This is a genomic window from Aquabacterium sp., assembly GCF_004297345.1.
Lineage (GTDB): Bacteria > Pseudomonadota > Gammaproteobacteria > Burkholderiales > Burkholderiaceae_C > Aquabacterium.
Window position 1 is genome coordinate 1 of the sequence record NZ_SCTN01000321.1, and the last position, 12,783, is coordinate 12,783.

A 12,783-nucleotide genomic window follows, 5' to 3' on the forward strand; every position below is an offset into this window, starting at 1 on the left:
GGCGTTGATGTTGCGCAGCACCTGCGGGATGGGCTTGGCCGCGATGAAGCCAATCTTCTTGGACTTCGTCATGTGGCCGGCGATCACGCCGTTGAGGTACTGGCACTCGTCGATGTAGCCAAAGAAGCTGCCCACCGTCTTGGGGTGCTTGGCCGCATCCCACATGCCGCCGCAGTGCGCAAAGCGAACGTCCGGGTTCTTCTTGGCCACATCCAGGATGTGCGGATTGAAGTAGCCGAACGAGGTCGGGAACAGCAAGGTGGCGCCATCCTGCGAGATCATGCCCTGCATGGTCTTTTGCACAGCCTGGGTCTCAGGCACGTTTTCTTCGCCCACGACCTTGATGCCAGGCATCTTCTTGATCTCGGAGGCAGCTTCGTAGTGCGACTGGTTGTAGCCGAAGTCATCCTTCGGGCCGACATAGATCATGCCGATCGTCAGCGGTTTCTGGGCCATGACAAGATCGGACAACCCACCCAGCGCCAATCCAGCACCTGCAGCTCCGACACCCTTGATCCACGTCCGACGATTCCATTGATCCATTGACGACATGCGTATCTCCTTGCACCAGTCTGTTGCACAACCCATCACCCGCGCACTGCCTTGAGGCGATCTGCCATACCGTGTGATGTACAGGCTTGTATACAAGCAACGTGCGTGCCATCGCCACACGCCAGGGGTATCTGGCGACGCGCCTTGAACCAAGGGCGACAACCAAGGGGAAAGCCCCTGCACGCGCAGGGTGCCCCTCACTACAGTGCGCGGGTTTTCAACTCTCCCGCCCTTCCATCATGCGCAAACAGATGGTCAAAGCCGGCTGTGTCGCCCTTCTGGCCAGCCTGACCGCACTCCCCTCCCTCTCTCTGGCCGCTACCGCCACGCTGGCGCCGAGCAGCGCAGTCAGCATCACGACCCTCTCGCCGAAACAGCTGGCCAACGTGATCAACGGCATCCGTGATGGCCTGAGTCAACGTGCCTTGAGCCCCGCAGAGATCGAGATGCTGGGCAAGCTGCATCAACTGGCCAATGACATGGACACCATCTACCAAGGCGACCAGGGCGACGCCAGCGCCAGCAAGGCGCTGTTCGAGCGCCACTTTCAGGAGCGCATGGAGGCGGCAACGCAAATCGCTCAAGCTTGCTATGGCGCGTCTTCGGCACGGATCACATTGGCTCGCAATGCCTACATCCTGATGAGCTATGACGCCTTGGTGCGCCACAACCCAGACTTCTTCTGGGCACGCCTGGGCATCTTTGCGGCCAATGAAGTTCGCTCCAACCTGGCTCTGGCTTTCAGCCTCAAGGGGGCGCTGGATGCGCTGATGTCCGCTGACCCTGGCGCCGCACGCGTGAACATCGCAGGCTTGTCACTGGCCTCGGCGGCAAAGATGGTGGGTGATGCCACGAAAGACCTGATCGACGGGCAAAGCAACGTGCTGGCCAACATCGGTACGCTGGCCTTGCTGCACAAACGCTATGGCGCCCAGGCCATGACGACCGTTCCCGGCCTGAGCCCGGAGGCCATCCAGGGCTACACACTGCAGCAAGCGGCAGATGCGGTTCGCGATGCCACCGGGCAGAGCAGCCAGTTTCACCAGCTGGCCACACAGGCGGCCATCCAGTTCGGCATGCACGAGCAAACCTACCTGCTTCAACCCATGTGGGACAAGCCGAACATCAAGGCCATGGCCCAGTTGAACGACTGGATGTTGAAAAACAGCCTGGAGACCCTGGGTATGCGTGGCGACATCTTCATTGGCGCCAACAAGTTCCAACCCTATGTGGCACCGTACCTGATCATCCGCGCGCCCATCGGCGCCACCAACCTGGCCTCCGTCACAGACCGCATCGCCATTGCCCGCAACGGGTTCACGGTGCTCGATGGCTGGAACCAGAACGCCCTGCTGTCTGGCTGGATCCAACAGGCGCAAAGCTGCCTGGGCCAGGCACAGGGGCTGTACCAACCCATAGGCGCGCGCTGAACCAGCGCTGGCTCAAGTCCGCGTCGAAAGCACCGAAAAGAGGAGACGACACACCCCAGGGATCGCAGCAATGAAGAAAAGCCTTTACGCCACCCTTGGCATGGACCCCAAGGCCAGCGAAGGGGAGATCCGCGCCGCGTATGAACGCCGCCTGGCCGAAACGCCAGAGGACGACGCCATCACGCGACTCGCGCTGAAGGAAGCCTGGAATGTGCTGGGCCATACGCAGCGCCGCGCGGTCTACGACGCCAGTCTGCGCGAGCAGGTTGCGCACAGTACCGCCAGGCCAAACGCAGCATCCAGCAAATCTGCTCCGGGGCGGTCCACTCGCCACCAGGCCGACACGGCACCATCAGGGCACGGCAAGATGTGGCTCATGGCCGGTCTGGGCGTGATCGTGGCGACAGCCTGGCTCGTGACGCATCACCGACGCGCCACAACAGACAAGGTCGACGATGCGCGGCATGCCGCTATTCAACTCGATCACCGCGATCCCGGAGCCCCGGGCGGTGTCTCCAGCGTGCCACCATCACCCGCGCCATTCAGCCCGAATCCCACAGGCAGGGTGCTGACAGCCGAACAACTGTTTGCCCAGGCCTCACCCAGCATCGTGCGCATCAACGTGCTCGGCAACAACGGCGATGAGATGGGGCACGGCAGTGGCGTGGTCATCGATCAAGGCAAGGTGATCACCAACTGCCACGTTGCCAAGGCCGGCCCTAATCTGAAGGTCAAGCACCAGGGCAAGCAATACGACGCGTCCATCATCATCAATGACGAGCAACACGATTTGTGCAAGCTGTCCGTGCTGGGCCTGGATGCACCAGCCGTTCCCGTTGGCAAGGTAGCGGGCATGCAGGTCGGGCAGAAGGTTTATGCCCTCGGATCGCCGAAAGGCCTGGACCTGACGCTGAGCGACGGCATGGTGTCGTCCTTGCGCGAGGGCGAAGACGGCACCTACATCCAGACGACGGCGCCCATTTCGCCCGGTTCGAGCGGGGGCGGTCTGTTCAATGAACACGGGGTTCTGGTTGGCATCGTGACCTTCCAGATACGCAGCGGACAGAACCTGAACTTCGCCATTCCCGCCGACTGGATCGACCAGATGCGATCCAACTCAGTGGCCGCACGCAGCGAGGCCAGCAATGATGCCGACAGCCCCACCAAAGTCATTCAAGGGACATGGCACTGCTTTGGCCCCCTGACAGGCCGCGGGATGGACGTGACGCTGGATGAGCAAGGCAACGCCAGTGGCTCCTTTGATGGCCAACCCATCGGCGGCCGCTATTACCTGAACAACAAGCAGCTCTTCCTCATGGGCAACAACTTCCTGGTGGAAGAACTCTCATCCAGTCGCATGGTGCTCAGCAAGGGACAAGGGCGCAGACTCGCTTGCAACCATTGAGGGCGGCATCACCAGCAAGCCCTCGCGCAGCCAGCCTCCGAGCAGCTTGGCGGCCGCCACAGCGGCGTCCTCACCCTCGCGTGCCTGACCATGCAAGCCTGCGCAGATATCCGCGAAGCTGCGCCCCAACAGCAAGCGCGTCAGAGCCTGCGCCTCCGGCTCGCAGACGCTGCGAAAGTGCGGGCGCTCATCCGTACGCCAGACCAGCACGGTCACGGGCTGCGGCAAGGGCATGACAGCAGGCACCTCCTCGTCCTGATCCAGGGCGTGCCACAACGCCAGGGTATTGCTCTGAAGCACCACCAAGGCCACGCTGGCGTGCGCCTGCAAGGGCGCCTGGGTCCACTCGTCCACGGGCATGGCGGCCAGCGCTGCTGCAGTGAGGACGGTGGCATCGGCCGCATCAAAGGCACGGCGCAAAGCCCAGTCAAGCCGAGCGAGCTCCGCCACCTCTGGATGATCACCCGCCCCCATCTGCACCAGACGAGCACCATCCAGCCAGGCAGGCCATGCCTCTCCATACCAGCGCAGATTGGCATGCGCCGAGGGATGCTGCTCGATGAAGGCCAAGGCCAGACGATCAAACCACTCGTCACCCAGATAACGCCAGGTATGCCCGAAGGTATCGCGCATGGTTTCCAGCAAGCGCGCGCGGTAGGCATGGTGATAGATGCCCAGACGTCGCTGCGCACTGAGGCCTGGCCCATCGCACACATCCAGCATGGCAGCATCGTCACCGCTCAGAACGTTCGCCTGCATGCGTGCCTGCATATCGGCCAGGCTCAAGGTGGCGGCGTGTGTCTTCATGCGGCCTCCCGCCAGGCACCGACTGCCACGTCACGGGCATGGTTCAGCTCATTGATCAAGTCCGACAAGGGAGGAATGTGATCATCGCGTTCGATCATCGTGGCCACATGCCCGAAGCGGCGGCAGGCATGCTCGTACAAGGACCACACGGGTTCTGACACAGGGTGATCGTGTGTATCGATGATGTGATCGCCGTTGTGTGAATGGCCCGCCAGATGAATCTGCTGAACACGGTGCGCGGGCATGCTGTTCAAGTAAGCCAGCGCATCAAAACCATGGTTCACGCTGCTGACGTAGATGTTGTTGACATCCAGCAGCAAAAGGCAATCGGCCTGCTCGCACACCGCAGCAACAAAGTCCCACTCGCTCATGTGCGACTGCTTGAAGTTCACGTAACTGGACACGTTTTCCAGCACCAGGCGGCGCCCCAGGGCGTCCTGCACTTGCTGCACATTGCGCACGACCACATCCAGCGCTTCATCGGTATAGGGCAGCGGCATCAGGTCGTGCAGTTGCCGCCCATGCACGCCCGTCCAGCACAAGTGATCGGACACCCACAGGGGTTGCACGCGCTCGATCAGCTGTCGGAGTTGTTTCAGATAGGCGCGATCGGGCCCGGCCACCGAGCCGATCGACAAGGCCACGCCATGCATGGCCATGGGATAACGTTCGCGGATGGCATCCAGCATGCGCAAGGGCTTGCCACCCGGCACCAGGTAGTTGTCGCTGATGATTTCCAGCCAGTCCACGCGCTGTGGCGCAGCCAGGAAATCAGCGTAGTGTGTCGTGCGCAAGCCCAGGCCAAATCCAGGCGAGGGCTGCGTCAGACGCACAGGGCCACCATAGGCCGGATTGCGCATGCTCATGTCGATGCCCCCTGCTGCTTACTTGGCGTCGATGTCGCCGATGGTGCCGCCCTTGGTCAGGCAGGCCCGGGCGTCCATGGCCTTGAAGCCGTGGCCCTTACAGGCGTTCTGGCCTTTGCAGGCGTGCTCGGCTGTCTTGCAATCGCTGTTGCCCTTGCAACTGTGCACGCCGTAGCAATGCACCTTGTCGCTGGCAGCCACGGCTGCGCCCATGCTGCCGGCAGGCGCATCGGCGGCAAAGACGGCACCGCTCAGGGCCATGGCGGCGGCAGCGGCTGCAAAGGATGCGGATTGGCGTGAGGTCATGTGATTTCTCCGTTCGGTCAGGTGTTGATGACTAAAAGTGCCCCGGCCAAATTCGCCAGGGACACCGAGTAGTCGGGCAACAAGCCCAGTCCTTACACCGATTCGAAAAAAACTTTCAGCTCACGATGGGTCAATGCCTGTGGCTGTGTGTTTCATCGTCTTCAATGGCTTCGATGCCATGCCACGATCGACGCGAGGCGCCCCCCACTGGCCTGTAAAAGCCCACGACCAAGGCCACCACACACAACAACCCCGCCACCTTGATCACCGAGGCAAGGGGCACAAACCACCACACGAAGGTGGCCAGCGCGTCACTGCCAAGCCCATGCGCGCCCAGCGACATCAAGGTCAACAGATCCTCACAGACATCCCCTCCTACGGCTGCCAGTGGCGCCATGCCCAACCAGCTGAGCGCGGGCATGGGCGTATTGGGCTCGCGCGGCCCGACCAGGCGTGCAAACGCTCGTGATGAGAACCTGGCCACGATATAACCCCAGCACGCGATGAATGCCAGATCCCAGACCATGGCCCACGCGGGTTGCCCGACCATGTTCCATGGCAAGGTATGGATACCCACAATCTCAGTCGGCAACCAAACCCCGATCTGCTGCGCAGCCAAGCCCCCCGCCTGGGACGCAGCCGCCATCAAGCCATGCCAGCTCAGCTCCCGCGCCTGGGAAGGCAGCAGACACATGCCAGATATCAGCATGGCCACCAGGCCCAGGGCGAACGCCAGCGCCAGGTGCCTCCATGGCCGACTGTGCTGCCACACCGACTCCAACGCCACCATCGGCATGGGCGCAGGTATCACGGTCATCTTCGTGCGTGCATCGGTGTTCCAGGGATCGACAACTTGGGGCTGCATGTCCCGAGACATCATGCCCAGCAAGGCCCACCAGGGCGTGTCCCACAAGGGGTCGTGCTTCACGAAACGCACCGGATCGCGAGACTCGTTCAGGACGGGCGGCGACCATTCCGTGATGTCCATCTCCACACGCAACTCATCGACCATCCATTTCAAGGCCATGTCCGACACGCCCGTGGTGGCCGTGTCATAGCTGCCGCCCGCGTCACAGTGCACGCCCGGGTACCAGACCTGGCGCAGGGTGCGCATGGGCAGCCCTTGCTCATCGAGTTGATCGAGGTTGCCGGGCTCTTCGTACAAACGGGGCGCGAATGTCCACCGATGCTCGTCCAGTGACAGTGCATGGCGGACATGATGGATACGCTTGTTGCGCAAGGTGGCCGTGCCAGGGTTGCTGCGAGACAGGGGCCCGGGCAAACCGACCGACTCCACCGTATCCCAGACACCCACCCAGTGCACCCAGGCTTCACGCCCCTGCGCCGTGGCGAACTGCGCCTTGACCTGCTCGGCCAGATCCTCACGCCCGAATACCTTTTTGTGCCCCGCAGCATGCAGGCGGCGCGTCATCGTCTGCACGGCATTTTTCGACGCTCGGGGTTGCGAGAAATAGATGCGTATCAGCGTGGGCACCAAAGGCTCGTGCTCCGGCCGGATGATGCCAAACAGGTTGACCATGCCCGCCAGGCATCGCACCGTGAACGCCCCCCGCGAAAAGCCGAACAGGTAGATCTGATCTTGCGGGCCTCGCCAGTGGCGCATCAGGAACAGGTAAGCCTGCTCGATGTTGTCGTAGATGCCTCGACCTGATGCCAACCCGGACAGCCGCTCCCAGGTGCGCTTGCCCCAATCGAACAGATCAGTGGGTGGGACAGAATCCGGCGAGCCCACACCCGGGTCGTAATACAGCACACGATCGACATCCTGGGCAGGCTCCTGCGCATTGAGATGCGCATACAGCTTGAGCACATTCGTGTCGTTCTGCCCGGCTGTCAGCGTGTTGTTCGTACCATCGCAACACACCACGAGTTGACGCGGTCTGGTCGTCATGCAGCACCTCCGGCATGTCACATGAATGAAACAAATGCATCATGCAACCAAGGCCCGCGTCGCGCCTCCCCCAAGACTTAGGGAGTGTGTTCACACCCGAACCATGCAGCCGTCAACGCAGATCTGCCAGCAAGCGCCCGTGCTTGAGTGACCAATCCTCGTGCTCCTGCTCGCGCCAGGGTTCTTTCAAGGCCTCCTCGTTCCACTGCTTCATCGAGGGCAGTGACAACAGGTGATCCGCATAAGCCATGGCTGGCGATGACAGGATCAGGCCATAGGTCTGGATGCGAAAGGCCACAGGCGCAAAGAAGGCGTCCACCGCCGTGAACGCCGGCCCTGCCAGAAAGGGCCCGCCGAAACGCGCCAGGCCATCGCACCACAACTCATCCAGCCGGCTCAGATCAGACTGGATGCGCGCCTGCTCGGCCTCATGCAACTGGATGCGCAACCCGCAATTCATCGAGCAGACCACTCGCAAGGTGGCAAAGCCCGAATGCATCTCGGCGGTGGCGCTGCGTGCCCAGGCCCGCGTGGCGGGCTCGGTCGGCCACACACCCTGGTGCTGCTCGGCCAGGTATTCGGCAATCGCCAGCGAGTCCCACACCACCAGGCCATCGGCATGCAGGCAAGGAACCTTGCCCGTAGGCGAGACCGGCCGAAACGCCTGCCAGTTGGAACCCGGCCCGAACGGGTGCATGTGCTCGGTGAACGGCACGCCCAACTGCTTGAGCAGCACCCAGGGGCGCAGAGACCAGGACGAATAGTTCTTGTTGGCGATGTGCAGATCGTACATAGGGGGCTCCCGAGTGCCCAACCTGGCGCTTGGCAACAGGTGAAGGCTGGTGGCGTCGCGTACCGTATAACCAGGCAGCTTAGTCGCCCTTCGCCCCCGACAGGGGCAATGCCCCTTTCTTCACCACCATTCGGTGAGGATCTGACACAGAGTTAACACAGTCGGGCTGGCTCAACTGCCGGATGCTTGACAGTCCCAGCATTAACCCGACAGGGTGATGTCCGAATCGCCAGATGGTGCTCACGTGCTTACAGTCGTGACGCTTTTCACAGTTCAGTTTCGCCATCTGCCGGCGCAACCGAACTGGTGACACTGATCTCTCCCTGTCGGGACCGGTCTGTCGCGCTCTCCTGCGACACCCCAAGACCACCCGTTCGACCCCGCCTCCTGGCGGGGTCTTTTTTTGCGGCATGCCCCTCCAATCCGGGGGAGTGTCCCGGCGATGACGCCAAAACTCGCACGATCGTGCGGAAACAGTTGCCACAAGTGCCCGACTCTGGGGTATAAATGCGCCCTGATTCGAACGACCGTTTGAAATGAACGATCGTTCGAAAATACAACCCTTTCTTCCAACAGCGCCGCCCGTGCCTGGCGCAGACCTGAACCGAGGTGACATATGCCGCAGTACAAGGCCCCTTTGCGCGACATGCGCTTCCTGCTCAACGAAGTCTTTGACTACAGCGCGCACTACGCCCAGCAACCCAACGCCGAAGACGCAACGCCTGATATGGTCGATGCGATTCTGGAAGGCGCCGCCACCTTCTGCGAAGAAGTGCTGGCCCCCCTGAACCTGTCCGGCGACCAGGAAGGCTGCACCTTCAACAACGGTGAAGTCACCACCCCCAAGGGCTTCAAGGAAGCCTACGCCGAGTACGTAGCCGGCGGCTGGCAAGGCATTTCGCACCCTAAGCAGTACGGCGGCCAGGAACTGCCGATGTCGCTGAACCTGCTGAAGTCGGAAATGATGGGCACGGCCAACTGGTCGTTCACCATGTACCCCGGCCTGAGCCTGGGTTGCATGAACACCATCTTCCAGTTCGGCACCGAAGCCCAGAAGAACACCTACATGCCTCCGCTGGTCAGCGGCGAGTGGACCGGCACCATGTGCCTGACCGAACCCCAGTGCGGCACCGACCTGGGCCAGGTCAAGACCAAGGCTGAACCCCAGCCTGACGGCACCTACAAGATCACCGGCACCAAGATCTTCATCTCGGCCGGCGAACACGACATGTCGGCCAACATCATCCACATCGTGCTGGCCCGCCTGCCCGACGCCCCCAAGGGCACCCGAGGCATCTCGCTGTTCATCGTGCCCAAGTTCATGGTCAACGCCGACGGCTCCGTGGGCGCACGCAACACGGTGGCCTGCGGTGCCATCGAGCACAAGATGGGCATCCGCGCATCGGCCACGGCTGTGCTGAACTTTGATGGCGCCACCGGCTTCATGATCGCCGAGCCCAACAAGGGCTTGGAAGCCATGTTCACCTTCATGAACACGGCCCGTATCGGTACCGCCGTGCAAGGCCTGGCTCACGCCGAACTGTCGTACCAAGGCTCGCTGCCTTACGCCAAGGAACGCCGCTCCATGCGCGCCCTGTCCGGCAAGAAGGACGCAGACCACACGGCTGACGCGCTGATCTGGCACGCTGACGTGCGCCGCATGCTGCTGACGCAACGTGCCGTGGCCGAAGGCGCACGCGCCATGATCTACAGCGCAGCCAAGCTGGCTGACAACATGGTCGCTGGCGTGTCCACCGGCAACAAGGCGCAGTACGAGAAGTACGACGACGAGCTGGGCTTCTTCACGCCTATCCTCAAGGGCTTCATCACTGAAATGGGCCTGGAAGCCGCCAACATCGGCATGCAGGTCTTCGGTGGCCACGGCTACATCAAGGAGCACGGCATGGAGCAGATCGCCCGTGACGCGCGCATCTCCACACTGTATGAAGGCACCACCGGCATCCAGGCGCTTGACCTGCTGGGCCGCAAGACCCTGCTGCAATCGCGCGGCAAGTGCGTGTTCGACTTCACCAACGAGATGATCGCCCAAGCCAAGCCTCACCTGCTGGACGGCGGCCCCATCGGCAAGATGGCCCGAGCCTGCTTCAAGCGCGCCATGCAGTGGAAGTGGATGACCGTCAAGATCATGCTGCGCGCCAACAAGGACCGCGATGTGGTCAGCGCCGCCTGCTACGACTTCCTGATGTACTCGGGCTTCGTGATGATGGGCCACTTCTGGCTCAAGCAAGCCATCGTGGCCAACGAGAAGCTGGCCAAGGGCGGCAAGGATTCGGCCGACTTCTACAAGGCCAAGCTGCAAACCGCCGAGTTCTACTTCGAACGCCTGCTGCCTCGCGCTGACGGCCACAAGAACACGATGCTGGCACCCACCAGCTCGCTCATGCAGATGAGCAACGAGCACTTCACGTTCCTGTGATCCCTTGCGAGGCGTCGGCCTCGCAACCGGCACCACTCGCCCAAAAGAAAGGCTCCCGCGAAGGGAGCCTTTTTTCTTGCTCGGTCGAGATCGATTGAACGATCAAGTGCCCGTTCAGGCAGCCCAGTGCCGCTTCATGAACTCCGCTTGACGATCCAGCGCCTTGACGGAACTGGGCATCAGGGCCGCATGCACCTGGAACACGTGCCAGCGCTTGAGGTAGACCTCCAGCTCCGAGGTACGCCCAGCCGCCGTGGCCGCCTCGACCAGCCAGGTCGAGTTGTCATACAGCACCTCGTCTTCGCCCACCTGGATCAGCGAGGGCGGCAGCTTGGAGATGTCCTGCGCCATCGGGTTGGCCAGCGGGTGATCCTTGGGCGCATTCAAGGCGCCCTCCACCTGCTCGGCCCAGGCCAGGCGGATCATGGGATCGCGCGACTCACGCTCATAAGCCGTCGTGTTGGGCAAGGGATGCAAGCTGAACGCCGGCGACATCATCACGAGAGATGACGGCCCCGGCATGCCGGCCTTCATCGCGGCAATGGCCGTCATGAACGTCAGGTTGCCACCAGCCGAATCGCCCGCGATGGTGATGCGATCTGGCGAGAAGCCCTCTTTGAGCAACTGCCGATAGCAGCTCACGCAATCATCCAGCTGAGCAGGAAACGGGGCCTCGGGGGCCAGGCGGTAATGCGGCGCCAGCACCAAAGCACCCGTGATGGCCGACAGGCGGCGCGTGATGCTGCGGTGCGTGCGCGGGCTGCCCGCCACGAAGGCCCCACCGTGCAGATACAGGATGGCGTGGCGCGGTTTCTTCGATGAACCTTTGGGTGTCACGCGCTCGACGGGAATGTGATCGACCATGTCCGCCTGCACTTGCGCGCGGCCATCTTGCGGCATCAAGGCAGAGCCCACCGCCAGCGCCACACGCTGCACAACAAACGGAAATGGCGGGCCCAGGAAGGGCTTGAGGCTCACACGCAGCGCCATGCGCATGATGGCCGCGGCCATCGACTCACGCAAACCGGCTGGCGGTTGATAACGGCGGATGACCGGATGGGCCTGCACCTGTTGGGCACCTGTATCGAGTTGAGCAGCCGACATTGTTGGACTCCTGTCTCAGCGACAAAGCCGGACGATGTGCCCGGCTTGATAAATGGTCAGATAGGTCAGATCAGACCAGGTTGATCAACCCAGCATGGTCTTCCTGGCAAAGAAGGTGGTGACAGGCTGGTACCAGGAACCGAGCACGCGCACGAACAGATCGAGGAACTTGGCATCCGGGCCGACCACCACGCGGCGCTTGTTGCCCTCCACCGCACGCAGGATCTGCAAGGCAGCGCTTTCAGCCGTGGTGGTGTTGAGCAGCTTGTCGAACTTGTCCTTGGCGGCCTGGGCACTGCCACCGGTCTTGGCGGCAATGCTGTTGTCCATCTTGGCGTCACGCGCGATGTTGGTACGGATACCGCCTGGGTGCACGCAGGTAGCACTCACGCCGCAGTTCTCCAGATCCAGCTCCTGGCGCAGCGATTCAGTGAAACCGCGCACGGCGAACTTGCTGGCGTTGTAGGTGCCTTGTGTAGGCAGCGACAGCAGGCCGAACAGGCTGGAGGTATTGATGATGTGACCGTCACCCGACTTCTTGAGGTACGGCAGGAAGGCTTGCGAGCCCCACACCACGCCCCAGAAGTTGATGCCCATGATCCACTCGAAATCCTTCGGCGTCACGGTATCGAGAAAGGCACCCAGCGCCACGCCGGCATTGTTGAAGATCAGGTTGACCTTGCCATGATCGGCCACAACTTGCGCGGCCCAGGCGTCCATCGCTTCACGATCGGCCACGTTCACCTTGGTCGTGGTGACCTTGACACCCAGCTTGCCCGCCATCTGGGCAGTTTCAGCCAGGCCGACTTCATTGACATCACTCAGAGCCAGATGGCAGCCGCGACGCGCCAACTCCAGTGCCAGCGTGCGCCCCATACCCGATGCCGCACCGGTGATGGCAGCCACTTTGTTCTTGAAGTTCTTCATGATGTCTCTGTTCGATCCGCGTTGTTGCCTTCAATGACGATCTGGAGCTTACCCCGCCGCAACGGCGTATTTACCCAGGCCATCTACCCATCCCGCAGCAGAAAACAGCGTGCCGCGACACCCGGATCTGGGGTGCGGCGTTCGCACATCTGCAACCCTGCATCACAACTTGCGGGACAATACAGGGTGTGGACCGAGTTCACTTCGCTTGCCGCTACACGAACCGTGTCACACCCATTTTGAC

At 62.0% G+C, this 12,783-nt stretch carries 11 protein-coding genes; 3 read left to right on the plus strand and 8 right to left on the minus strand.

What is annotated here, in order from left to right; all coding sequences use genetic code 11:
- Positions 1-552: BMP family ABC transporter substrate-binding protein (locus EPO09_RS11405; RefSeq protein ID WP_290643164.1), on the minus strand; the 552-nt coding region annotated here is incomplete at its 3' end.
- Positions 553-791: 239 nt separating this feature from the next.
- Between EPO09_RS11405 and EPO09_RS11410 the strand changes: the two genes are divergently transcribed.
- On the plus strand, positions 792-1,982 hold the full coding sequence (locus EPO09_RS11410; RefSeq protein WP_290643166.1) for a hypothetical protein: 1,191 nt from the start codon (positions 792-794) through the stop codon (positions 1,980-1,982).
- A gap of 70 nt (positions 1,983-2,052) precedes the next feature.
- Positions 2,053-3,387, plus strand: a complete 1,335-nt coding sequence (locus EPO09_RS11415) for a trypsin-like peptidase domain-containing protein (RefSeq protein ID WP_290643168.1) — start codon at positions 2,053-2,055, stop codon at positions 3,385-3,387.
- Here EPO09_RS11415 and EPO09_RS11420 read toward each other — a convergent pair.
- The 5 genes from EPO09_RS11420 to EPO09_RS11440 form a co-directional block, all read right to left on the minus strand.
- Positions 3,328-4,194 (minus strand): DUF2063 domain-containing protein, encoded by an 867-nt coding sequence (locus tag EPO09_RS11420; RefSeq protein ID WP_290643170.1) that lies wholly within the window; start codon positions 4,192-4,194, stop codon positions 3,328-3,330. The two genes, EPO09_RS11415 and EPO09_RS11420, sit on opposite strands and share 60 nt — an antisense overlap.
- Positions 4,191-5,060, minus strand: a complete 870-nt coding sequence (locus tag EPO09_RS11425; protein WP_290643172.1) for a DUF692 domain-containing protein — start codon at positions 5,058-5,060, stop codon at positions 4,191-4,193. The genes EPO09_RS11420 and EPO09_RS11425 overlap by 4 nt, the downstream gene beginning before the upstream one ends.
- An 18-nt stretch (positions 5,061-5,078) precedes the next feature.
- Positions 5,079-5,366: a hypothetical protein gene (locus tag EPO09_RS11430; RefSeq protein ID WP_290643174.1), complete on the minus strand. Its 288-nt coding sequence runs from the start codon at positions 5,364-5,366 to the stop codon at positions 5,079-5,081.
- A 130-nt stretch (positions 5,367-5,496) separates the two neighbouring features.
- On the minus strand, positions 5,497-7,278 hold the full coding sequence (locus tag EPO09_RS11435) for a DUF2235 domain-containing protein (protein WP_290643176.1): 1,782 nt from the start codon (positions 7,276-7,278) through the stop codon (positions 5,497-5,499).
- A 112-nt stretch (positions 7,279-7,390) separates the two neighbouring features.
- Complete coding sequence (locus EPO09_RS11440; RefSeq protein WP_290643178.1) at positions 7,391-8,071, minus strand: glutathione S-transferase family protein; 681 nt, start codon at positions 8,069-8,071, stop codon at positions 7,391-7,393.
- A gap of 616 nt (positions 8,072-8,687) precedes the next feature.
- Between EPO09_RS11440 and EPO09_RS11445 the strand changes: the two genes are divergently transcribed.
- Positions 8,688-10,508 (plus strand): acyl-CoA dehydrogenase C-terminal domain-containing protein, encoded by a 1,821-nt coding sequence (locus EPO09_RS11445; protein WP_290643180.1) that lies wholly within the window; start codon positions 8,688-8,690, stop codon positions 10,506-10,508.
- A 114-nt stretch (positions 10,509-10,622) separates the two neighbouring features.
- Here EPO09_RS11445 and EPO09_RS11450 read toward each other — a convergent pair whose 3' ends face one another.
- Positions 10,623-11,612, minus strand: coding sequence for an alpha/beta hydrolase (locus tag EPO09_RS11450; protein ID WP_290643182.1), 990 nt, complete (start codon positions 11,610-11,612; stop codon positions 10,623-10,625).
- An 84-nt stretch (positions 11,613-11,696) separates the two neighbouring features.
- Entirely contained in the window at positions 11,697-12,539 is an 843-nt protein-coding gene (locus tag EPO09_RS11455; RefSeq protein ID WP_290643184.1) for an SDR family oxidoreductase, read from the minus strand.
- Positions 12,540-12,783 lie beyond the last annotated feature (244 nt).